At 71.7% G+C, this 22,894-nt stretch carries 19 protein-coding genes; 10 read left to right on the forward strand and 9 right to left on the reverse strand.

The annotated features are described in order from the left end of the window. The first annotated feature begins 162 nt into the window (after positions 1 to 162). Positions 163 to 1,161 (forward strand): YhdH/YhfP family quinone oxidoreductase, encoded by a 999-nt coding sequence (locus EIM48_RS06325; protein ID WP_125111316.1) that lies wholly within the window; start codon positions 163 to 165, stop codon positions 1,159 to 1,161. A gap of 97 nt (positions 1,162 to 1,258) precedes the next feature. Here the strand turns inward: EIM48_RS06325 and EIM48_RS06330 are convergent, their stop codons facing one another. Beyond that, a complete protein-coding gene (locus tag EIM48_RS06330) occupies positions 1,259 to 2,113 on the reverse strand; it encodes a glycoside hydrolase family 16 protein (protein ID WP_028914684.1) in 855 nt (284 codons plus the stop codon). 159 nt (positions 2,114 to 2,272) lie between these two features. Between EIM48_RS06330 and pilH the strand changes: the two genes are divergently transcribed. After that, a complete protein-coding gene (pilH, locus tag EIM48_RS06335; protein WP_028914685.1) occupies positions 2,273 to 2,677 on the forward strand; it encodes a twitching motility response regulator PilH in 405 nt (134 codons plus the stop codon). A 213-nt stretch (positions 2,678 to 2,890) separates the two neighbouring features. Here pilH and EIM48_RS06340 read toward each other — a convergent pair whose 3' ends face one another. Beyond that, a complete protein-coding gene (locus tag EIM48_RS06340) occupies positions 2,891 to 3,772 on the reverse strand; it encodes a DnaJ C-terminal domain-containing protein (RefSeq protein WP_019399737.1) in 882 nt (293 codons plus the stop codon). A gap of 172 nt (positions 3,773 to 3,944) precedes the next feature. Then, positions 3,945 to 4,394: an Hsp20/alpha crystallin family protein gene (locus EIM48_RS06345; RefSeq protein WP_019399736.1), complete on the reverse strand. Its 450-nt coding sequence runs from the start codon at positions 4,392 to 4,394 to the stop codon at positions 3,945 to 3,947. 151 nt (positions 4,395 to 4,545) lie between these two features. Between EIM48_RS06345 and EIM48_RS06350 the strand changes: the two genes are divergently transcribed. Further along, positions 4,546 to 5,028 (forward strand): peroxiredoxin, encoded by a 483-nt coding sequence (locus EIM48_RS06350; protein WP_019399735.1) that lies wholly within the window; start codon positions 4,546 to 4,548, stop codon positions 5,026 to 5,028. 9 nt (positions 5,029 to 5,037) lie between these two features. Here EIM48_RS06350 and pbpC read toward each other — a convergent pair whose 3' ends face one another. After that, positions 5,038 to 7,452 (reverse strand): penicillin-binding protein 1C, encoded by a 2,415-nt coding sequence (gene pbpC / locus EIM48_RS06355; protein ID WP_125111317.1) that lies wholly within the window; start codon positions 7,450 to 7,452, stop codon positions 5,038 to 5,040. A gap of 129 nt (positions 7,453 to 7,581) precedes the next feature. Then, positions 7,582 to 8,730 (reverse strand): acyl-CoA dehydrogenase family protein, encoded by a 1,149-nt coding sequence (locus EIM48_RS06360; protein ID WP_028914687.1) that lies wholly within the window; start codon positions 8,728 to 8,730, stop codon positions 7,582 to 7,584. Positions 8,731 to 8,886: 156 nt separating this feature from the next. Between EIM48_RS06360 and EIM48_RS06365 the strand changes: the two genes are divergently transcribed. The 5 genes from EIM48_RS06365 to yeiP all read left to right on the forward strand — a co-directional run bounded on the left by EIM48_RS06365 (position 8,887) and on the right by yeiP (position 15,313). Beyond that, positions 8,887 to 9,816, forward strand: a complete 930-nt coding sequence (locus EIM48_RS06365; RefSeq protein WP_028914688.1) for a metalloregulator ArsR/SmtB family transcription factor — start codon at positions 8,887 to 8,889, stop codon at positions 9,814 to 9,816. Positions 9,817 to 9,824: 8 nt separating this feature from the next. Continuing rightward, positions 9,825 to 10,922, forward strand: a complete 1,098-nt coding sequence (locus tag EIM48_RS06370; RefSeq protein ID WP_125111318.1) for a homocysteine S-methyltransferase family protein — start codon at positions 9,825 to 9,827, stop codon at positions 10,920 to 10,922. 66 nt (positions 10,923 to 10,988) lie between these two features. After that, positions 10,989 to 13,676 carry a methionine synthase gene (gene metH, locus EIM48_RS06375; RefSeq protein WP_125111369.1) on the forward strand — a complete coding sequence of 896 codons (2,688 nt, stop codon included), beginning with the start codon at positions 10,989 to 10,991 and terminating at the stop codon, positions 13,674 to 13,676. Between the two features lie 160 nt (positions 13,677 to 13,836). Beyond that, positions 13,837 to 14,607 carry an SDR family NAD(P)-dependent oxidoreductase gene (locus EIM48_RS06380; protein ID WP_019399729.1) on the forward strand — a complete coding sequence of 257 codons (771 nt, stop codon included), beginning with the start codon at positions 13,837 to 13,839 and terminating at the stop codon, positions 14,605 to 14,607. 139 nt (positions 14,608 to 14,746) lie between these two features. Beyond that, positions 14,747 to 15,313, forward strand: a complete 567-nt coding sequence (yeiP, locus tag EIM48_RS06385; RefSeq protein WP_019399728.1) for an elongation factor P-like protein YeiP — start codon at positions 14,747 to 14,749, stop codon at positions 15,311 to 15,313. Between the two features lie 204 nt (positions 15,314 to 15,517). On the opposite strand, the gene EIM48_RS06390 is transcribed toward yeiP, so the two are convergent. From EIM48_RS06390 to EIM48_RS06400, 3 genes are all read right to left on the reverse strand, one after another. After that, on the reverse strand, positions 15,518 to 17,311 hold the full coding sequence (locus EIM48_RS06390; RefSeq protein WP_125111319.1) for a DUF4105 domain-containing protein: 1,794 nt from the start codon (positions 17,309 to 17,311) through the stop codon (positions 15,518 to 15,520). Then, positions 17,308 to 17,616 (reverse strand): DUF2388 domain-containing protein, encoded by a 309-nt coding sequence (locus tag EIM48_RS06395; protein WP_019399726.1) that lies wholly within the window; start codon positions 17,614 to 17,616, stop codon positions 17,308 to 17,310. Before EIM48_RS06395 ends, EIM48_RS06390 begins: the two co-directional genes overlap by 4 nt. An 80-nt stretch (positions 17,617 to 17,696) precedes the next feature. Next, positions 17,697 to 19,085, reverse strand: coding sequence for an FAD-binding oxidoreductase (locus tag EIM48_RS06400; protein WP_019399725.1), 1,389 nt, complete (start codon positions 19,083 to 19,085; stop codon positions 17,697 to 17,699). A gap of 272 nt (positions 19,086 to 19,357) precedes the next feature. Between EIM48_RS06400 and serA the strand changes: the two genes are divergently transcribed. Beyond that, on the forward strand, positions 19,358 to 20,599 hold the full coding sequence (gene serA, locus EIM48_RS06405) for a phosphoglycerate dehydrogenase (RefSeq protein ID WP_125111320.1): 1,242 nt from the start codon (positions 19,358 to 19,360) through the stop codon (positions 20,597 to 20,599). 66 nt (positions 20,600 to 20,665) lie between these two features. Here serA and EIM48_RS06410 read toward each other — a convergent pair whose 3' ends face one another. Then, complete coding sequence (locus EIM48_RS06410; RefSeq protein ID WP_019399723.1) at positions 20,666 to 21,217, reverse strand: NUDIX hydrolase; 552 nt, start codon at positions 21,215 to 21,217, stop codon at positions 20,666 to 20,668. 167 nt (positions 21,218 to 21,384) lie between these two features. Between EIM48_RS06410 and EIM48_RS06415 the strand changes: the two genes are divergently transcribed. After that, on the forward strand, positions 21,385 to 22,875 hold the full coding sequence (locus EIM48_RS06415; RefSeq protein ID WP_125111321.1) for an amino acid permease: 1,491 nt from the start codon (positions 21,385 to 21,387) through the stop codon (positions 22,873 to 22,875). The last annotated feature ends 19 nt before the right edge of the window (positions 22,876 to 22,894 follow it).

Genomic DNA, 22,894 nt, shown 5'->3' on the forward strand with positions numbered 1-22,894 from the left:
GAAGTAAACCGTCGCGCCTCGCCGCGCACGCTGCCTGCAGTGCATGGATGGGCCTGTGCTCCCATGCCACGCCCCGGCCACGGCGCCGCTTTGCTTTCACGCGTCCGCTCGCGAAAATCCGGGGACTGGTCCCGGCGGCACCGGGACGACGGAGGACCAACCATGTCGCTTGCCGCTCCCTTCCCCGCGTTCCGCATCCACAACGACGAGGCCGGCTACCGCAGCGGCATCGAGCAGGTCACGCTCGACGACCTGTCCCCGGGCGAGGTCGTGGTCAAGGCCGCCTGGTCCTCGGTCAACTACAAGGACGCGCTGGCCGGCACCGGCAAGGGCAAGATCCTGCGCCGCTTCCCGCTGGTGGGCGGGATCGACGTGGCCGGCCACGTGGTTGCCTCCACCGATCCGAAGTTCCGCGAGGGCGACGAGGTGCTGGTCACCGGCTGCGGCCTCAGTGAGACCCGCGATGGCGGCTACTCGGCCTACGTGCGGCTGCCGGCCGAATGGGTGGTCGCCCTGCCCCGCGGCCTGGACCTGCGCCAGAGCATGGTCCTGGGCACGGCCGGCTTCACCGCGGCCCTGGCCTTGTACCGCATGCGCGAGAACCGCCAGCGCCCGGAGCTGGGCCCGCTGGCGGTGACCGGCGCCACCGGCGGCGTCGGTTCGATGGCGGTGGCGATCTTCAGCAAGGCCGGCTACGAGGTGCACGCGGTCAGCGGCAAGGCCGACCAGGCCGGATACCTGAGGTCGCTGGGCGCCAGCCAGGTGCTGGGCCGCGAGGCGCTGGAGGCCAGCCGTCCGCTGGAGTCGGTGCGCTTCGGCGGCGGCCTGGACAACGTCGGCGGGCCGATGCTGGTCAGCCTGCTGGCGCAGACCCCGCCCTACGGCAACGTTGCCGCCGCCGGCCTGGCCGCCAGCCCGGGGCTGGACGCGCTGACGGTGATGCCCTTCATCCTGCGCGGGGTGTCGCTGCTGGGCATCGGTTCGGCAGGCACGGCGCGCGACATCCGCGACGACATCTGGGCGCTGCTGGCGGACGAGTGGAAGCCGGCACGGCTGGACGCCATCGCCACCGCCGAGGTCACCCTGGAGGAGCTGCCGCAGGTGTTCGGACGCATGCTGGCCGGGCAGTCGCTGGGCCGCACGGTGGTGCGGATCGGGTAAGGGCGCGGCGCGGGCGCCCGGTGCGCTACCCGCCGCGCCGGACGGCCTCCGGCGGCCGGCGCCGGGACCCGCCAGGCCCCAGCGCCGCGCCGCGGGCCTACTGCGGCGCATCCTCCAGCGGGTAGACCCGCACGTAGTCCACCTCCAGCCAGATCGGGAAGGCGGCATCGTCCACGCCCTGCACGCCGCCCCAGTTGCCGCCCACGGCCAGGTTCATCACCAGGTGGAAGCGCTGGTCGAACGGCCAGGCGTCCGGGCCGGTGCCCTCGTTGGCGAACTCGAACACCTTCTCGTCGTCGATGTAGCCGTGGATGTAGTCCGGGGTCCAGTCGACCCGGTAGCGGTGGAACCTGGTGTCCACCTCTTCCACCCGCTTCTGCGCCGCCCGCTGCGTGCCCTTGGTGTGGTTGTAGGCCTGGGTGTGCACGGTCTGGTGGACCACGCCGCGGTCGAAGCCGACGTGCTCCATGACGTCGATCTCGCCCGAGCGCGGCCAGTTGCCGTACTTGTTGTCGGTCGGCAGCATCCACAGCGCCGGCCAGCTGCCGCGCGCCACCGGCAACCGCGCGCGGAACTCGATCCGGCCATAGCGGAAATCGCCCTTGCCGCGCGAGACCAGGCGCGCGGAGGTGTAGCGCAGCTTCCCGGCGCGCTGCTTGCGGGCCACGATCGTGAGCAGGCCGTCGGCGACGAAGGCGTTGGCCAGCTGGTCGGTGTAGTACTGCAGTTCGTTGTTGCCCCAGCCGTGGCCGCCGATGTCGAAGCTCCAGCGCGCCGGGTCCGGCGGGCCTTCACCTTCGAACTCGTCCTGCCACACCGGCGTGCTGCCGAAACGCCACTGCCGGGCGCCGGCGGCGTCCGGTTCCTGCGCGGCCGCCGCGGCGGCTGCAAGCGGGAAAACCAACAGCATGGCGCAGGCGGCCCGCGCCAGGGTCATGCGGATCGTTGCCATTCCTTCCCTCCCCGAAAGGTCCGGCCGCCGGCTGCGGCCGGTCGCCGATTCTAGGCCCGGCCCAGCCCGCACGCGCTACCGCCCGTCCGGCGGCGGCTTCCGACAGGGGCCACCACCGACTACACTCGCCGGCAAAGGGGAAAACAACGGGGATTCCGCATGGCCCGCATCCTGATCGTGGACGATTCGCCCTCCCAGCTCCTGGGCATCCAGCGGATCGTCGAGAAGCTAGGCCACCAGACGCTCACCGCCGAGGACGGCGCTGCCGGGGTGGAAGTGGCCAAGGCCGAACTGCCGGACCTGATCCTGATGGACGTGGTCATGCCCAACCTCAACGGCTTCCAGGCCACCCGCACCCTGTCGCGCGAGGCTTCGACCCGCGACATCCCGGTGGTGCTGGTCACCACCAAGGACCAGGACACCGACCGCATGTGGGGCATGCGCCAGGGCGCGCGCGCCTACCTGACCAAGCCGTTCTCCGAGGCCGAGCTGGCCGAGGTCATCAACCGGCTGCTGGGCCAGGGTGCCGCCGCGCCGGCACAGCCTTCCGACGGCACGGCCTGACCCGCCTGGTCGCCGGCGTTGCCCGCGCCGGCCTGCCGCCGTCGTGCCGCGCAAGCGGAGCAGTGACGTTCACACCCGCGACGACACGCACCCCCCGGGGCGGGACGAGCCGCCGGGAGCCTGCGGCCTCGGCACCGGCGGCGGTGGAAAGCTGGAGGCGCCCCCTTCCGCGGACGGCGGGCATGGATGCGCGGCGCGCCGGGGCCGCGCCCGTTACTCCCCGAACGCGCGGCCCAGGTCGCGGTAGGCCTTGCGCTGGGCCTCGGTGGTCGGCGCCGGCGCCTGCACTTCCAGCTCCACGATCTGGTCGCCCGGCGGGGTGCCCGGCAGGCCGCGGCCGCGCAGGCGCAGCTTGCGCCCGCTGTCCGAATCCGGCGGCACGCGCAGTTCCACCGGGCCGCCCAGGGTCGGCACCGTGACCGTGGTGCCCAGCGCCGCCTGCCACGGCGGCAGCGGCAGGGTGTAGAGGATGTTGCGCCCGTCCACCTCGAACTGCGGGTGGGCCTGGTATTCGATCTCCAGCAGCAGGTTGCCGCCGCCGTTGCCCTGGCCGGCCAGCCGGATCGACTGCCCGGCGCGGATGCCCCTGGGCACCTTCACGTCCAGCTGGCGGCCGTTGAGGGTGATGCGCACGCTGTCGCCGCGGTAGACCGCCTCCAGCGGCACCGCCAGCTTGGCGCGGGTATCGCCGCGCGGCTGCGCGCCACCGGCCGCGCCGGGGCCGCGCGCACCGGCACGCTGGCGCGCGAACAGGCTCTCGAAGAAATCGCTGAAGCCGCCGCCGGGGCGGCCGCCGATGTCGCCGAAGATCTCGTCGAAGTCGAAGCCGGCGCCGTCGAAGCCGCCCGGCGGCGGATGGAACTCCTGGCCGGGGCGGTAGCCGCGCGCGCGCAGCTGGTCGTAGGCCGCGCGCTTCTGCGGGTCGCGCAGCGCCTCGTAGGCCTCGCCCACGGCCTTGAACTTCTCCTCCGCGTCCGGCTCCTTGCTCACGTCCGGGTGGTACTTGCGGGCCAGCCGGCGGTAGGCCGAGCGGATCTCGGCCTCGCCCGCGCCGGGCTCGACCCCGAGGATCGCGTAGTAATCCTTGAACTCCATGCAACTACCCTGCTGGCGCCCCGGCGTCGCCCGGGGCTGGAAACACGACGGCCCGCGGCGCGGACGCCACGGGCCGGAATTCTAAGGCCTGCCGTCGCCGCGCCGCGGCGCGGCGACCGGACGCCGCTCCCGGTTCCGTCCGCCCGCGCGGGCGGACGGCCGGGGCGCGGCCTCAGTTCACCTCGATGCGGCGCGGCGTGGTCTCCGGGCGCTTGGGGATGTCGATGCGCAGCACGCCGTTGCGGCCGGTGGCGGTGATGCCGTCGGGATCGGCGCTGTCCGGCAGCGCGAAGCGGCGGTAGAAGCTGCCCCACGCGCGCTCGCGGCGGGTGTAGCGCTCGTTCCCGTCCTCCTGCTCGCTGGCGCGCTCGCCCTTGAGGGTGAGCATGCCGCGGTCCATCTGCACCTCGATGTCCTTCGGGTCCACGCCGGGGATGTCGGCGAAGATCACGAAGCGGTCGTGTTCTTCCTTGATGTCCACGCGCGGCGCCCACTGGCTAGTCACCACGTCGGACTGGTCGCCGGCCACGTCGCCGAAGAAGCGCTCGAAGACCTGCTTGAACTCCTCCTGCAGGTTGCGCGCCGGCAGGGCGTTGAGGGTGTTGTAGCGAACGATGGTCATGTCGTCACTCTCCTGTCTGCGGGGCCGCCTGGCGGCCATGCCCGCAAGATGGGAGCCGCGGCCGCGGTTTCAACACCCGTGCACGGACGCCCCACCCGCGTGCGGCTAGACTGCGTTCAGCCACCGCATCCGCCCCGCGCGAGGAACCACGATGACCATCCAGATCGGCGACCCCATCCCCGAAGTCGTGCTCAAGCGCATCCGCGAAGGCGTGGAGAACATCGACACGCCTTCCCTGTTCGAGGGCCGCAAGGTGGTGCTGTTCGCGGTGCCGGGGGCGTTCACCCCGACCTGCTCGGAAAAGCACCTGCCCGGCTTCATCAAGCGCTTCGACGACTTCCGCAGCCGCGGCATCGAGGTGGTGTGCATGGCGGTCAACGACCCGTTCGTGATGCAGGCCTGGGGCCGCACCCTGGACGCGCCGGAAGGGCTGCAGCTGGTGTCCGACGGCAACGCCGACCTGACCCGCGCCCTGGGCCTGGAGATGGACGCCAGCGGCTACGGCATGGGCCTGCGCGCACGCCGCTTCGCGCTGTACGCGGAGGACGGCGTGGTCCGGGCGCTGTTCGTGGAGGCGCCGGGCGAGTTCAAGGTGTCCTCGGCCGACTACGTGCTCGAGCACCTGCCCGGCTGAGCGCGGCCGCTACTGCGCCGCGGCGGGCGCGCGCCCGTCCTCCAGCCCCGCGATGCGGAACCGCACCTGCGCCCAGGCGCCGTTGTCGGCCAGGGCCGAAAGCACGTGCGTGCCCGCGCCGGCGCGGGCGAAGTCGTAGGCGAACGGGCGCCCGCCCCCGCTGCGCCCGATCCAGCGTCCGTCCAGCAGCCACTGCACCGGCGCCTCGGTGCCGAGCGCGCGCAGCTGCAGTTCCAGGCGGCCGCCGCCGCCCGGCGCGGGGGCCAGGGTGGCGCGGTCGGCGATGCCTTCCACGTGCAGGCCCGCGACCGCCTCGCGGCCGTCGTCGGCGCAGTCCGGCGCCAGCGGCGGCAGCGCCGAGGCCCGGCGCTGGGCCGCGCTGAGCCAGGGCGAGAGCAGCGCCGGCCAGCGTGCGATCTCGGCCTCGCGGGCCACGTGCGGCAGCCGGCAACTGGCCGACAGGCGCTGGCCGCTGCGTGCGTCGACCAGGAAGCGCTCGCGGCCCGGGCTCCACAGCCGTGCCCCGCGCTCGGGGAAGGTCGGCGGCACCGCTCCGTCCAGGGTCCAGGCGCGCAGCCGGCGCTGGCACAGCGGCCCGGGGGTCTCGGCCGCGGCCAGGCCCAGCGGCCAGCACACCTCCACCGCGGCCACCGTGTCCGGGCGTGGCAGCGGGTCGGCGTCGCCGGGCTGGTGCGGCAAGCCGTCGAGGGTGTCCAGCAGCAACGGCAGCGCGGTCACCGCCCCGTACTGGCCCGGCAGCGGCGTTCCGTCCGGCCGCCCTACCCACACCCCCACGGTATAGCGGCGGGTGCCACCGATCGCCCAGGCGTCGCGGAAGCCGTAGCTGGTGCCGGTCTTCCACGCCACCGGCGGGGTGCGCGAGCCGAACGCGCCGCTGGCATGGCCCGGGCGCGGCGCCGCCTGCAGCACCTCGCGCACGATCCAGGCCGCGCCGGGCGAGAGCAGGCGGCGCTGCAGCAATGGATCCTCCTCGCGGTAGCGCACCTGCCCGGCCACGCCGCCGCGCTGCAGGGCGGCGTAGGCGCCGACCAGGTCCTCCAGCCGCGCCGAGGTGCCGCCGAGGATCAGCGGCAACCCGGGCCGGCTGCCGCGCGGGAAGCGCAGCGGCAGCCCGGCGTGCTCCAGGCGCGCGGCAAAGCGCGCCGGACCGACCCGGTCCAGCAGGTCCACCGCCGGCACGTTGAGCGACAGGCGCAGCGCCGCGGCCGCGCCGACCGGGCCATTGAAGGCCTCGCCGAAGTTGCCCGGGCGGTAGCCGGCGAAGTCCTGCGGCGCGTCCACCAGCAGGCTCTCCGAATGGATCAGGCCATCGTCCAGGGCCATGCCGTACAGGAACGGCTTGAGCGTGGAACCGGGCGAGCGCCAGGCGCGGACCATGTCGACGTGGCCCAGGCGCTCGGCATCGCCCAGCCCGGCCGAGCCGACGTAGGCCAAAGCCTTGAGGCTGGCGTTGTCCACCACCAGCACGGCGGCGGAGGTGCGCGGCGGCAGCGCCGCCAGCCAGGCGGCGACGCGCTCCTCCAGGGCACGCTGCAGGTTGGCGTCCACCGTGGTGGCCAGGCGGTGCGCACGCGGATGCTGCTGGCGCAGGCGCTGCGCCAGCAGGGCCGCGTGCTGCGGCACCCGCAGCGAGCGCGCCACCACCGGCTCGATCCTGGCGTCCTCCACCTGCTGCGGGGTCCAGCGCCCCAGCGCCTGCATCCGCTCCAGGACCTTGTCGCGCGCCGCGCGCGCGGCTTCCGGGTGGCGGTCCGGGCGCAGCCGGCTGGGTGCCTGCGGCAACACCGCCAGCAGCGCCGCCTCGGCCGGCGACAGCGCCGCGGCCGGCTTGCCCAGGTAGGCCCAGCTGGCCGCCTCCACGCCCTCGATGGTGCCGCCGAACGGCGCCCGCTCCAGGTAGATCCGCAGGATCTGGTCCTTGGACAGGCGCGCCTCCAGCTGCAGCGCGCGCGCCATCTGCCGCAGCTTGCCCAGGCCGCTACGGGTGTCGTGGCCGTCGAGGATGCGCGCCACCTGCATGCTCAGGGTCGAGCCGCCGGAGACGATGCGGCCGCTGCGCAGCCACTGCCAGGCGGCGCGCGCCAGCGCCACCGGATTGATCCCGGGGTGGTAGCGGAACCAGCGGTCCTCGTAGGTCAGCAGCGCCTCCAGGTACAGCGGCGAGACCGACTCCGGCGTGGCCGGATGGCGCCAGATGCCGTCGCGGTCGGCGAAGGCGCGCAGCGGCGTGCCGTCGGCGGCGGTGACCACGGTGGCGACGCCGGCCGCGCCGGGCAGCGGCGGCGGGAAGAGCAGGTCCAGCAGCAGCAGGGCGACGAGCACGGCGGCCAGGCCCCAGCGCAGGCACGCCAGTACGCGCCCGGTACGGCGCGGTGCTGCTGCGTTTGCGTCGGGCTGCCCCATCGTCCTTCCTGCCCCTCGGCCTGCCATTTGAAGCGATCCGGACGCCGCGCGGAAGCACGCGGGCCATCCGTGCAAAGCAAAGGGGCCGGTTGCCCGCCCCCCCTGGGGTGTCGCCTCGCTGGCCGTGGATCAGCGCAGGCCGGTCTCGCTGCGCGCGATGACCAGGCGCTGGATCTCCGAGGTGCCCTCGTAGATCTCGGTGATCTTGGCGTCGCGGAAGTACCGCTCCAGCGGCATCTCCTTGGAGTAGCCCATGCCACCGTGGATCTGCACCGCCTGGTGGGTGATCCACATCGCCGCCTCGGAGGCGACCAGCTTGGCCATCGAGGCCTCGGCCGAGAACGGCTTGCCCTGGCTCTTCAGCCACGCCGCGCGCAGTGTCAGCAGCAACGCCGAGTCCAGCTTGCACTTCATGTCGGCGATCTTGGCCTGGGTCATCTGGAAGGCGCCGATCGGCGAGCCGAAGGCCTTGCGCTCCTTCACGTACTCGATGGTCTTCTCGTACGCGGCGCGGGCGATGCCGATGGCCTGCGAGGCGATGCCGATGCGGCCGGCATCCAGCACGCTCATGGCGATCTTGAAGCCCTGGCCTTCCTCGCCCACCACTTCCTCCGGGCGCGCCACGTAGTCGGCGAACTCGATCTCGCAGGTGGCCGAGGCGCGGATGCCCAGCTTCGGCTCGGTCTTGCCGCGGTGGAAGCCCTCGCGGCTGGTGTCGACCATGAACGCGGTGATGCCGCGCGCGCCCTTTTCCGGGTCGGTGACCGCGAACAGGATGATGTAGCGGGCGACCGGGCCGGAAGTGATCCAGCTCTTCTTGCCGTTGATCACGTAGGTGCCGTCGGCCTGGCGCACGGCGCGGCAGCGCATGTTCGAGGCGTCGGAGCCGGACTGTGGCTCGGTCAGGGCGAAGGCGCCGATCTCGCGGCCCTCGGCGATGGCGCGCACGTACTTCTGCTTCTGCTCCTCGTTGCCGTTCTTGAGGATGCCGGTGCAGAACAGCGAGTTGTTGACCGACATGATGGTCGAGTGCGCGGCGTCGCCGGCGGCAATCTCGATCATGGCCAGGGCGTAGGCGATGGGGTCCATGCCGGCGCCGCCGTACTCGGCCGGCACCTCGATGCCCATCAGGCCGTTCTCGCCGAGCAGGCGGATGTTCTCCAGCGGGAACTCGCCGGTGCGGTCGAAATGCTCGGCGCTGGGCGCAATCACTTCCTGGGCGATGCGGCGCGCCACGTCCTGCAGCATCAGTTGTTCTTCGGTGAAGCTGAAATCCACGGGGGACCCCTCCGGTCGGTATTTGTCGCGATTGTAACCACTACGCCATTCGCTGGCGTATGCCGGACGCCCTGCTGACCCGGGTCCGTGGCCGCGGTTGACCGCGGCACCCCGTCGCGCGGACAATTATCGCTATATCGCGATAGGAAGATATTTATGGATCTGGAGGACTGGTCGGCCCGGCTGAAGGTGTTCGCGGACGCCACCCGGGTACGCCTGCTGGCCCTGCTGGAACTGGAAGAACTGACCGTGGCCGAGCTTTCGGCCATCACCCGCCTGGCGCAGCCGCGCGTGTCCACCCACCTGGCACGGCTCAAGGAGGCCGGCCTGGTGCGCGACCGCCGCGCCGGCGTGTCCGCCTACTACCGCTTCGACGAGGCCAGCCTGGACCCGGCGCAGCGCGCATTGTGGCAGGCCTTGAGCACCGGAAGCGACGACCCGCTGCTGCGCCAGGACGCCGAGCGCCTGCCGGCGGTGCTGGCCGCGCGCGCGGCCGACCAGAACTGGGCCGACTCGGTGGCCGGCGACATGGAGCGCCACTACTCCCCCGGCCGCACCTGGGAAGCACTGGCGCGCAGCGCGCTGCCGCTGCTGCACACCGGCGACGTGCTGGACATCGCCTCCGGCGACGGCGTGCTGGCGGAGCTGCTGGCGCCGCACTCGCGCCGCTACGTGTGCGTGGACACCAGCGCGCGGGTGGTGGCCGCCGCCAGCGAACGCCTGCGCCGGCTGGAGAACGTCGAGGTGCGCGAGGGCGACATGCACGCCCTGCCCTTCGGCGCCGGCAGCTTCGACCTGGTGGTGCTGATGCACGCCCTGACCTACGCCAACCGCCCGGCGGTGGCGGTGGCCGAGGCCGCGCGCGTGCTGCGCCCCGGCGGCCGCCTGCTGCTGACCAGCCTGGCCCGCCACGAACACAAGGCCGTGGTCGAGACCTACGGCCACGTGAACCTCGGGTTCACCGCCCGCGAGCTGCGCAAGTTCGCCGAGAAGTCCGGGCTGGTGGTCACCAGCCTGGAGACGGTGACCCGCGAACGCCGCCCCCCGCATTTCGAAGTGATCTCGCTGATCGCGCACAAGCCCTGAGGCCGACCATGTCCCGCTCCCTCCCCTGGCTCCATCCCGAACGCGTCGCCCTGCTCGAACAGGCCCTGCGCGAACGCATCCTGGTGATCGACGGCGCCATGGGCACCATGATCCAGCGCCACGGCCTGGACGAGGCCGACTACCGCGGCGAGCGCTTCGCCGAGGGCTACGACCGCCAGCACCACCCCCAGCACGAGGGCCACGGCCCGCATTGCGGCCACGACCTGAAGGGCAACAACGACCTGCTGCTGCTGACCCGGCCGGAGGTGATCGAGGGCATCCACCGCGCCTACCTGGAGGCAGGCGCCGACCTGGTGGAGACCAACACCTTCAACGCCACCGCGATCAGCCAGGCCGACTACCACCTCGAGCACCTGGTGTACGAGCTCAACCGCGCCGGCGCCGCGCTGGCGCGCAAGGCCTGCGACGCGGTGGAGGCCGCCACCCCGGGCAAGCCGCGCTTCGTGATCGGCGTGCTCGGCCCGACCAGCCGCACCGCCTCGATCAGCCCGGACGTCAACGACCCCGGCTTCCGCAACACCAGCTTCGACGAGCTGCGCGCGACCTACCGCGAGGCGGTCGAGGGCCTGGTCGACGGCGGCGCCGACACGCTGATGATCGAGACCATCTTCGACACGCTCAACGCCAAGGCCGCGCTGTTCGCGATCGAGGAGGTGTTCGAGGCGCGCGGGGCGCGCCTGCCGGTGATGATCTCCGGCACCATCACCGACGCTTCCGGCCGCACCCTGTCCGGGCAGACCGCCGAGGCCTTCCACACCTCGCTGGCGCATGCCAGGCCGCTGTCGATCGGGCTGAACTGCGCGCTGGGCGCGCGCGACCTGCGCCCGCACATCGAGGCCCTGGCGCGGGTGTCGCCGTACTACGTCAGCGCCCATCCCAACGCCGGCCTGCCCAATGCCTTCGGCGGCTACGACGAGACCCCGGAGGAGATGGCCGAGGTGCTGCGCGGCTTCGCCCGCGACGGCCTGCTCAACCTGGTCGGCGGTTGCTGCGGCACCAGCCCGGACCATATCCGCGCCATCGCCGAGGCGGTGCGCGGGCTGCCGCCGCGCGTGCCCGCCGGCGCGCTGGAGCAGGCCGCGTGAGCGCCGCCGCCGATCGTTCCGCCGTCCAGGCCGGACGCGTTCCCCATGCCCACTGACCACGCCGCCATGTCCGCACCGCTTCCCCGCTACACCCGACTGTCGGGCCTGGAACCGCTGGTCATCACCCCCGAGCTGCTGTTCGTCAACATCGGCGAGCGCACCAACGTCACCGGCAGCGCCCAGTTCCGCAAGCTGATCAAGGAAGAGCGCTACGCCGAAGCGGTCGAGGTTGCGCGCCAGCAGGTGGAGAACGGCGCGCAGATCCTCGACGTGAACATGGACGAGGGCCTGATCGACTCGGAAAAGGCGATGACCCGGTTCCTCAACCTGATCGCCGCCGAGCCGGACATCGCCCGCATCCCGATCATGGTCGACTCCTCGAAGTGGAGCGTGATCGAAGCCGGCCTGAAGTGCCTGCAGGGCAAGGGCGTGGTCAACTCGATCTCGCTCAAGGAAGGCGAGGAGGTGTTCGTCGAGCACGCGCGCAAGGTGCTGCGCTACGGCGCGGCGGTGGTGGTGATGGCCTTCGACGAGCAGGGCCAGGCCGATACCTGCGCGCGCAAGGTCGAGATCTGCACCCGCGCCTACCGCATCCTGGTGGACGAGGTCGGGTTCCCGCCCGAGGACATCATCTTCGACCCCAACATCTTCGCCATCGCCACCGGCATCGAGGAGCACGACAACTACGCGGTGGACTTCATCGAGGCCACCCGCATCATCCGCCAGACCCTGCCGCACTGCCACGTGTCCGGCGGTGTGTCCAACGTGTCGTTCTCCTTCCGCGGCAACGAGACCGTGCGCGGGGCGATCCACTCGGTGTTCCTGTACCACGCCATCCGCGCCGGCATGGACATGGGCATCGTCAACGCCGGCGCGCTGCCGGTGTACGACGAGCTGGACCCGGAGCTGCGCGAGCGGGTCGAGGACGTGGTCCTCAACCGCCGCCGCGACGCCACCGAGCGCCTGCTGGAGATCGCCGAGCGCTACAAGGGCAGGAAGGGCGAGAAGAAGGCCGAGGACCTGGCCTGGCGGCAGAAGCCGGTGCGCGAGCGCCTGGCCCATGCCCTGGTCCATGGCATCGATGCCTACGTCGAGCAGGACACCGAGGAGGCGCGCCAGCAGGCCGGCCGCCCGCTGGACGTGATCGAAGGCCCGCTGATGGACGGCATGAACGTGGTCGGCGACCTGTTCGGCGCCGGCAAGATGTTCCTGCCGCAGGTGGTCAAGTCCGCGCGGGTCATGAAGAAGGCGGTGGCCTACCTGCTGCCCTTCATCGAGGCGGAGAAGGCGCGCACCGGCGACGCCGGCAAGCCCAACGGCCGGATCGTCATGGCCACGGTCAAGGGCGACGTGCACGACATCGGCAAGAACATCGTCGGCGTGGTCCTGGCCTGCAACAACTTCGAGGTGATCGACCTGGGGGTGATGGTGCCGGCGCAGAAGATCCTCGACGCGGCGCGCGAGGCCAACGCCGACCTGATCGGCCTGTCCGGCCTGATCACGCCCTCGCTGGAGGAGATGGGCCACGTGGCGCGCGAGCTGCAGCGCCAGGGCTTCGCCACCCCGCTGATGATCGGCGGCGCCACCACCTCGCGCGCGCACACCGCGCTGAAGATCGACCCGCACTACCAGGCCCCGGTGGTCTGGGTGAAGGATGCATCGCGCGCGGTGGGCGTGGCCCAGTCGCTGATCTCGCCGGAACTTCGCGGCCCGTTCGTGGCCGCCAACGAGGCCGACTACGCCGAGATCCGCGCCCGCCATGCCAACCGCGGCGGCGCCAAGCGCCTGGTATCCCTGGAGAAGGCGCGCGGCCAGCGTTTCGACGGCGGCTGGGGCAGCTATGCGCCGCCGGCGCCGAACCGCCCTGGCGTGCACGCCTTCGACTGGCCGCTGGAAGACCTGCTGCCCTGCATCGACTGGACCCCGTTCTTCCAGGCCTGGGAGCTTGCCGGCAAGTACCCGGCAATCCTGCAGGACCCGGTGGTCGGCCCCCAGGCCAGCGAGTTGTTCCGCGACGCCCAGGCGATGCTTGCGCGCATCGTGGCGGAGAAGTGGCTGGCCGCGCGCGCGGTCTACGGGCTGTGGCCGGCCGCCAGCCATGGCGACGACGTGGTGCTGCAGCACGCCGATGGCCCGGCCACCCTGCATTTCCTGCGGCAGCAGGTGGACAAGCCGGCCGACCGCCCGGACTTCTGCCTGGCCGACTTCATCGCCCCGGCCGGCAGCGGCGTGCAGGACTGGATCGGCGCCTTCGCGGTGACCGCCGGCATCGGCATCGACGCGCACGTGGCCCGCTTCGAGGCCACGCACGACGACTACAACGCAATCCTGCTCAAGTCGCTGGCCGACCGCCTGGCCGAGGCCCTGGCCGAGCGCCTGCACCAGCGCGTGCGCACCGAATTCTGGGGCTACGCGGCGGACGAGGCGCTGGACAACGAAGCGCTGATCGCCGAACGCTACCGCGGCATCCGCCCGGCCCCGGGCTATCCGGCCTGCCCGGACCACAGCGAGAAGGCCACCCTGTTCCGCCTGCTGGACGCGCCGGGCAATGCCGGCATGACGCTGACCGAGAGCTTCGCCATGCTGCCCACCGCGGCGGTGTCCGGTTACTACTTCAGCCACCCGGGCAGCCAGTACTTCGTGGTCGGCCGGGTCGGCAAGGACCAGGTGGCCGACTACGCCCGGCGCAAGGGCGTGGACAAGGCCCAGGTGGAGCGCTGGCTGGCCTCCAACCTGGACTACGACCCGGAGTAACCGCAGCGGGCCGCGGCTGCGCCCGGCCCACGCAGGCGCGCAAGCGGCGCCGTGCCCGTGCCCGGACGCGCCGCGTCGCGGTGCGGCACGTGCGCCCCCGGCTGCACCGGGGGCCAGCCAGCCCCTACAATGCCGCCCCTGCCCTGCTTCGGAGTCCCGCATGCAAGCCGATCACGTCCGCGCCGTCGTCACCGGCGGCGTCTCCGGCCTCGGCCTGGCCGTGGCCCAGCGCATCGTCGCCGATGGCGGCAAGGTCGCCCTGCTCGACGTCAACGACGACAAGGGCGCGGCCGCGGTCGCGGCGCTGGGTGCCGGCAACGCGCGCTACTTCCGCGCCGACGTCAGCGACGAGGCCGGCGTGGCCGCCACCCTGGAAGCTGCGCGCGAGTTCCTCGGCGGGCTCAACGTGGCGGTCAACTGCGCCGGCATCCTCGGCGCCGGCCGCGTGCTGGGCAAGGAAGGCCCGATGCCGCTGGACGGCTTCACCCGCACGGTGATGGTCAACCTGGTCGGCAGCTTCAACGTGGCCAAGGCCGCGGCGGCGCTGATGCAGCACAACGAACCGGGCGAGGACGGCGAGCGCGGCGTGATCGTCAACACCGCCTCGGTCGCCGCCTACGAAGGCCAGATCGGCCAGGCCGCGTACTCGGCCTCCAAGGGCGGCGTGGTCGGCATGACCCTGCCGATGGCGCGCGAACTGGCGCGCTTCGGCATCCGGGTCATGACCATCGCCCCGGGCGTGTTCTGGACCCCGATGGTCGACGGCATGCCGGAAAGCGTGCAGCAGTCCCTGGCCGCGACCATCCCGTTCCCGGCGCGCCTGGGCCAGCCGGCCGAATTCGCCGACACCGTGGCCTTCATCCTGCGCACCCGCTACCTCAACGGCGAGACCATCCGCCTCGACGGCGCGACACGGTTGGCGCCGAAGTGAGGCCGTGATTGGTGATTGGTGATTCGTAATTGGCAAAAGCCACGGCCGCGACCACCTCATGCCGAAGCGCCAACCATCGAATCACGAATGACAAATCACGCCCCTTACGAATCACCAATCACGAATCACGGATTCACCCATGAAAGCCAGCGAAATCAAGAAGGGCAACGTCGTCGAGTACAACAACGGGGTCTACCAGGTCCGCGACATCGAGCGCAGCTCGCCGCAGGGCCGCGGCGGCAACGTGCGCTACCGCTTCATCATGTACTCGGTGCCCGGCGGCACCAAGCTGGACGCCAGCTTCGACGCCGAGGACAACCTGGTCGAGGTCGAGCTGCTGCGCCGCCAGGCCAGCTTCTCGTACAAGGACGGCGACGCCTTCGTGTTCCTCGACGACGAGGACTACACCCCCTACACCCTCGACCCGGACGCGCTGGGCGACGCGGTCGGCTACATCACCGAGGGCCTGACCGGCTGCTACGTGCAGGTGATCGACGAGCAGCCGGTGGCCGTGCAGCTGCCGCAGCACGTGGTCCTGGAAGTGGTGGAGACCCCGCCGGAACTGAAGGGCGGCACCGCGACCAAGCGCCCGAAGCCGGCCAAGCTCAGCACCGGGATCGAGATCATGGTCCCGGAGTACATCGCCAACGGCGAGAAGATCCTGGTCAACACCACCACCGGCGAGTTCGGCGGGCGGGCCGATTGAGGGGGCCCTTCCCGGCCGCGCGCAGGCGCGGCCGGGAAGGCGGGATTCGGGATTCGGGATTGGTGATTCGCAAGAGCGGACACGGGTCCCGCGTTCACCGGGCGGCCTTCGCGTAGCCCGCAGCCGAGCGCTTCCGGGATGCCGCGCCCCACGGATCCGGGTTGCCCCGGGACGCAGCCAACCCCGGATGCGGCCTCATGCGGGCTACGAGCCTGCGCCCGCCAGCTCCCGCAGCCGCTCCCCGAGCCGCGCGACATTCGCCTCGGCCCCGTCCAGGGCCTCGCGCCGCGCGGCGGGCAGCAGCGCCCTGATCTTCGCTTCCAGTGCCCGTGCGTCGGTCCTGCGGCCTTCGGCCGACGCGACCGCGGTGGCCTCCAGCCTCCCGCGCTCTTCCCGCTGCGGCAGGCCATAGCCGTCCACGCCCTGCAGCCATGCCGCCGGGCGGCTGAAGGCGTCGCCCACTTCCAGGAACAGGCGCACATCGCCGGCGACGCCGGCATCGGCAGCAGCGATGCGGCCCAGCCAGCGGCGCTTGAGCTGGTCACGGGCCAGCGCCTCCTCGCGCCGCAGCGCGGCCGATTCCAGCACCAGCAACGCCGCCGCGCCCTTCAGCCCGGCCTGTTCCAGCGCCGGCCGGCGCCGCGCCGGCGGCAGCGCGATCCATTCGCGGGCATCGCGCGCCTGCAGGCCCAGTTCGTCGCGGGCGACCGCGTACATGGCCTGGTAATGGGTGCTGGCGGCCTCGAAGCGGAAGCCCAGGCGCACCTGCTCCACCGGATCGGCCGGCACCGCCGGCACGTCGACCACGCCGTGCCGGCGCAGGCGCCGCGCCAGCCCGTTCGGGAACACGGTGCGCAGCGGCAGTGCCGCCAGCCGTGGCACCGCGTCGTGCAGCAGCTTCCAGGTCTCCACCGCGCAGTTGTTGCCGAGGAACAGGTAGCGGCCGTCGTAACTCCAGTGCAGCTGCGCCGCGCGCGTGGCCACCGCCTGCACCTCCTGCGGCGACAGCGCCAGCGGGATCGCATGCAGGTCGCGCAGCTCCACCCGGGTGTATTCGTCCACCACCTGCTCCAGCGGCAGGGCGAACAGGCGCGAGGGATAGCCACCCGTGAGGCCGCGCCAGCTGGAGATCTGCAGGTCGTCGACGAAGGCGCGGAAGGACAGCACCAGGTGGTGCTGCAGGTCCAGGCGGCAATCCGGCCCGGGTTCGCGCCCGGGCGCGCAGACCACCAGGCGCAGCATGGCGTGGCCCCAGCGGCTGGCGAGGCCATCGCCGTCCCCGGCCAGCAGGTAGTCCACCGCGTACACGCGTTCCGGCGCGAGCAGGCGCAGCGGCTCGGCGCCGGCGGCCGGGTCCTGGACGAAGGCCAGGCCATGGGCGCAGTCGCTCCCGCCGCCGCGTTCCTCGCCGAACCGGTGGTCGAAATACTCCGCCAGCGCCGGGCGCCGGCAGGCGTAGTCCGGGTCCAGCAGGTAATGCTCGAGGTTGACCGCCACGTACTCGCGCGGGGAGGCCAGTTCGTAGGGGTCGGGGCTGCGGTCGCGGAAATCGTTGCGGCCGCGCCGGCCCGGGTGCAACGCCGAGCGCTGCCAGCCGGCGAGGTCGAGCAGGCGCGGATCGCGCGACAGGCCGCCGGCGGCGGTGCGGTCGTACAGGTGCGCCAGTTCGTGCAGCAGCGCGGCCAGCGCCGCCCTGGCGGCGGCGGGTTCCTGTGCGCGCCGCTTCCAGTCCTCCAGCAGGCGCCGCTGCAGCAGGATGCGCCAGTGGCGGGCACGGCCGTGCACCTGCTGCGGCAGGTCGTCGCGCCATTCCAGCGTGATCGGCCGTTCCAGCGCGGACGCCCAGGGCCGTGGCAGCCGCGCCGTGGCCGCGTCAAGCAGTTCGCGCGTGGCCGCTGCGTCGGCGTGGTCCAGGCCCGGGGGAAGTTCGAAGCGCGGAGCCGCGGAGGCCGCGGCGCTGGCCAGCAGCAGGGCCGCCAGCGCCAGCGGGCGGATCATCCGGCGGCGAGGATCTTCCGCGCCAGCTCCAGGTCGCTGGCCTGGCGCGCGGCGGCGTCGCGCTCGCGCAGCACGCGCAGGGCCGCCTCCAGGCGAGCGCTGCGCACCCGGCCCTCGCTGGCGACGAAGCCAGCGGCATCCTCGCGCGCGGCCTGGACCAGCTTGTCGTCGCCGGAGGTGCTGCCGGAGGACGCCGAGCTACCGGCCGAGGAGGCGCCGGCCGAGGTGCCGGCGAAGCTCGAGGCCTGGGCCGGCAGGGCGCAGGCGAACAGCAGGGCGGCGAGGGTCAGGGAGGAATGCTTCATGGGCAGGTGGCGGGCGTGGTCAGGAATACGTGAAGCCTACCCTGCCGCCCGCCCCGCCTGCACCTGCCGCCGGCAACCGGTCAGGCGTCGAACAGCTTGCCCGGGTTGAGGATGCCGTTGGGGTCGAACGCCTGCTTGATCCCGCGCATCAGCGCGATCTCGGCCTCGCTGCGGGTGCTGGACAGGTAGGGCTTCTTGACCAGGCCGATGCCGTGCTCGGCGGAGATGCTGCCGCCGCATTCCTGCAGCGCCTGGGCCAGCAGCTTGGTCACGTGCTCGCACTGGCCGACGAAGTCGGCGTCGGAGGTATCGTCCGGCTTGAGCACGTTGATGTGCAGGTTGCCGTCGCCGATATGGCCGAACCAGACCACGTCGAAGTGCGGATAGGCCTGCCCCAGCAGCGCCTGGGTCTTCGCCAGGAACGCCGGCATGGCGGAGATGCGCACCGAAACGTCGTTCTTGTACGGCTTGTACCTGGCCACCGATTCGGTGATGCCCTCGCGCAGGCGCCAGATCTGCTGGGCCTGGGCCTCGGACTGGCTGATCACGCCGTCGGCCACCCAGCCCTGCTCCATGCAGTGCTCGAACGCGGCCATGGCCGCGGCCTCGGTGGCCTCGTCGTCGCTGGCGAACTCGGTGACCACGTAGAACGGGTACTCGTCCTCCAGCGGCTTCTGCGCGCCGTGGGCCACCACGTGGCGCAGGGCGCGGTCGGTGAAGAACTCGAACGCCTCCAGGCGCAGGCGGCCGCGGAACTCGGCGAACACGTCCATCAGCACCTCGAACGAGGGCAGCGCCAGCAGCATCACGTTGGTCGGCGGCGGCGGGTCGGTCAGGCGCAGGATGGCCTCCACCACGATGCCCAGGGTGCCCTCCGAGCCGATCATCAGCTGGCGCAGGTCGTAGCCGCTGGAGTTCTTCACCAGGCCGCGGTTGAGGTGCAGCACCTCGCCCGCACCGGTGACCACGGTCAGGCCGGCGATCCATTCGCGGGTATTGCCGTAGCGGATCACGCGGATGCCGCCGGCGTTGGTGGCGATGTTGCCGCCGATCGAGCACGAGCCGCGCGCGGCGAAGTCCACCGGATAGATGAGGCCGTGCTCGGCCGCCGCGTTGTGCACCGCCTCCAGCGGCATGCCGGCCTGCACGGCCAGGGTGCGGTCGACGCGGTTGAACTCCAGCACCTTGTTCATCCGCTCCAGGCTCAGCACCAGCTCGCCGTTGGCGGCCACCGCGCCGCCGGACAGGCCGGTGCGGCCGCCGGAGGGCACGATCGCCACCCTGTGGCGGTTGGCCCAGCGCACGATGGCCTGGACTTCCTCCACCGTGCCCGGCAGGGCAATGGCCAGCGGCGCCGGGGTCCAGCGGCGGGTCCAGTCGCGGCCGTAGTGCTCCAGGTCGGCGGCGTCGGTCTTCAGGCGCAGGTCGGGCACCGACGCGAGCAGGTCGGCAAGGCGGGGATCGGTCATGGGAACGGTGCGGGCAAGGCGGAGCGGGAGCGGGCAAGCGTGCCAGCCCCGGGGCGGTCGCGTCCAGCGCGGGACGCGCCCTGCCCCGGCGGCCCGCCGCCGCGGACAAGCCCTTGTTTCATCGGCAACTTTGCACGCGTGCAACTGCCACCACCACGGGCACGCGGTGTTGCGCGCAAACCGGGCAAATGCCAATGACGCGGTGCGGAAAACAGGGGGCGCTTCTGGCATAGTTGGCGGCTCCCGCCACACCCGAACCGGAAGCCGCGCGCATGTCGCCCAAGAAGACCTCCTTCCCGAAATCGGACATCCGCGTGCTGCTGCTGGAGGGCGTCAGCCAGACCGCGGTGGAGACCTTCCGCGCCGCCGGCTACACCCAGATCGAGTTCCACGACAAGTCGCTGCCGGAGGACGAGCTGAAGGCGCGCATCGCCGAGGCCCACATCATCGGCATCCGCTCGCGCACCCAGCTCACCGCCGACGTGCTGGCCCATGCCAAGCGCCTGATCGCGGCGGGCTGTTTCTGCATCGGCACCAACCAGGTCGACCTGGACACCGCCGAGCTGGCCGGCATCCCGGTGTTCAACGCGCCCTACTCCAACACCCGCTCGGTGGCCGAACTGGTGGTGGCCGAGGCGGTGATGCTGATGCGCGGCATCCCGCAGAAGAATGCGCAGTGCCACCGCGGCGGCTGGTCCAAGTCCGCCGCCGGCAGCCGCGAGGTGCGCGGCAAGACCCTGGGCATCGTCGGCTACGGCCACATCGGCACCCAGGTCGGCGTGCTCGCCGAGGCGCTGGGCATGAACGTGGTCTTCCACGACATCGAGACCAAGCTGTCGCTGGGCAATGCGCGCGCCGCGCAAAGCCTGGAGGACCTGCTGGCGCACGCGGACGTGGTCACCCTGCACGTGCCGGAGACCCCGGCGACGAAGAACATGATCGGCGCTGCCCAGATCGCGGCGATGAAGCGCGGCGCGCACCTGATCAACGCCTCGCGCGGCACCGTGGTCGACATCGACGCGCTGGCCGCGGCGCTGGAATCGGGCCATGTCGGCGGCGCGGCGGTGGACGTGTTCCCGCTCGAGCCCAAGGGCAACAGCGAACCATTCGTCTCGCCGCTGACCCGCTTCGACAACGTGATCCTGACCCCGCACATCGGCGGCAGCACGCTAGAGGCGCAGGAGAACATCGGCGTGGAGGTGGCGGCCAAGCTGGTGCGCTACAGCGACAACGGCAGCACCCTGTCCGCGGTCAACTTCCCCGAGGTCACCCTGCCCGAGCACGAGGGCAGCCTGCGGTTGCTGCACATCCACCGCAACGTGCCGGGCGTGCTGTCGAAGGTCAACGAGATCTTCAGCCGCCACGCGGTCAACATCGACGGCCAGTTCCTGCGCACCGACCCCAAGGTCGGCTACGTGGTGATCGACGTGGCCGCCGACGAGGCCAAGGTCAGCCAGCTGCGCGAGGAACTGGCCGCGATCCCGGGCACCCTGCGCACCCGCGTCCTGTACTGAGCCGGCGCAGGCCTGCGCCTGGCCATGCGACGGGCCGGCATCGCCGGCCCGTCGCGTTTCCGGCGCTCAACCCCGCGCGGCCAGCCAGCGCGCGGCCATGCGCCGCATCGAGGGGTCGCAGCGCGGGTCGTCCACCAGTTCGTCGATCCGGCGCCAGGCCAGGGCGTGGGATTCGGCGCTGACCACGAAACGCTCGTCCGCGCCGGCGCGCACCACGTAACGCACGTCGTAGTGCCAGTGTCCCGGGACCTCGCCGCGCTCCGGGATCCAGTGCCGGTCCAGGTCGAAGATGCGGCCGTCCTCCAGGCGCAGGCCCGGCACCCCGGTTTCCTCCTCCGCTTCCTTCAAGGCCACCTGCGCCAGGTCGCGCTCGCCGTCGGCATGGCCGCCCGGCTGCAGCCAGCGGTCGAGCTTGCGGTGGTGGGTCAGCAGGGTGCGCTGGCCATCGGCGCTGACCACCCAGGCCGAGCCGGTGAAATGCCCCTCCAGGCGCTGGCGGATGAACGGGTCAGCCGCATCCTCCAGCAGGGCCAGGAAGGCATCGGCCAGTCCCGCCTGCATCGGCTCGCGCGTGCGGTATTCGGCCAGCTGGGCGGCCAATGCCTGCACTTGCACCATGGTGGTTCCCGTCGTCATGGATTGGCACCCGGATTATGCACGGGCCTTGCTGCAGTGCGGCACCGCATTGCCAAGCGACCCGGGCATTTGGCAAGGTACGGCGCTCATGTGGCCTCCGGTGGCCGCTCTTCATACCCGGCGCTCGAAGCCACCAGGGGGAACGTCATATGTCCAGCCGTCTATTCAGCACCAAGCCCATGGAACCGGCACCGCACGTGGATGCCGGCGAGCCGGTGGAAGGCTCACTCCAGGGCGAGGCAACCCTGCGCCGCACCCTCACCGCCCGCCAGCTGATCCTGCTGGGCGTGGGCGCGGTGATCGGCGCCGGCATCTTCGTGCTGACCGGCCAGGCCGCGGCCAACCACGCCGGCCCGGCGATCATGCTCAGCTTCGTCCTGGCCGGCTTCGCCTGCGCCATGGCCGGCCTGTGCTACGCCGAATTCGCCTCGATGATGCCGGTCTCCGGCAGCGCCTATTCCTATGCCTACGCCACCCTCGGCGAGGGCGTGGCCTGGTTCATCGGCTGGTGCCTGGTGCTGGAGTACCTGTTCGCCTCGGCCACCGTGGCCGTGGGCTGGTCCGGCTACCTCACCAGCTTCCTGACCACCACCCTGCACCTGCCCTTCCCCGCCGAGCTGGCCGCCGCGCCACTGGCCTGGAACGGCACCGAGTTCGTGGCCACCTCCGGCATCGTCAACCTGCCGGCGATCCTGATCGTGGCCGCGGTCAGCGCCCTTTGCTACGTCGGCATCACCCAGTCGGCCTTCGCCAACGCGATCGTGGTGGCGATCAAGATCGCGGTGATCGCGGCCTTCCTCGGCTTCGGCATCCAGTACATCGATCCGGGCAACTGGACCCCGTTCGTCCCCGAGAACGCCGGGCCGGGCAAGTTCGGCATGGAAGGCGTGTTCCGCGCCGCGACCATCGTGTTCTTCGCCTACATCGGCTTCGACGCGGTCTCCACCGCCGCCGGCGAGGCGAAGAACCCGCAGCGCGACATGCCGATCGGCATCCTCGGCTCGCTGGCGATCTGTACCCTGGTCTACATCGCCGTGTGCGCGGTGCTGACCGGCATGACCCACTACTCGCTGCTCAACACCGCCAAGCCGGTGGCCACCGCGCTGGAGGAAGTGCTCAAGGCCGACCCCACCGCCAACGTAACCTGGCTCAAGACCGCGGTGGAGATCGGCGCCATCGCCGGCCTGTCCTCGGTGATCCTGGTGATGCTGATGGCGCAGCCGCGCATCTTCTATTCGATGTCGCGCGACGGGCTGATGCCGCGCCTGTTCGGCAAGGTCCACCCGCGCTACCAGACCCCGCACGTGGGCACGGTCATCGTCGGCGTGATCGCCTGCCTGCTGGCCGGCTTCATGCCGCTGAGCGTGCTCGGCGAGCTGGTTTCGATGGGCACCCTGCTGGCCTTCGCCACCGTGTGCCTGGGCGTGTTCGTGCTGCGCTTCAGGCGCCCGGACCTGCCGCGCCCGTTCCGGGTGCCGTTCTTCTGGCTGATCTGCCCGCTGGGCTTCATCGCCTGCCTGGGCCTGTTCTGGCAGTCGTTCGCCGAGCACTGGAAGGTATTCGTGGGCTGGACGGTGCTGGGGCAGGTGATCTATTTCGCCTACGGCTACCGCCACAGCAAGCTGCGCCAGCGCGGCTGATCCCCCTCCCGATCGCGGC

Origin of the sequence: Pseudoxanthomonas sp. SGNA-20, assembly GCF_003931635.1 — a bacterium.
In the GTDB taxonomy this organism is placed as follows: Bacteria; Pseudomonadota; Gammaproteobacteria; order Xanthomonadales; family Xanthomonadaceae; genus Pseudoxanthomonas.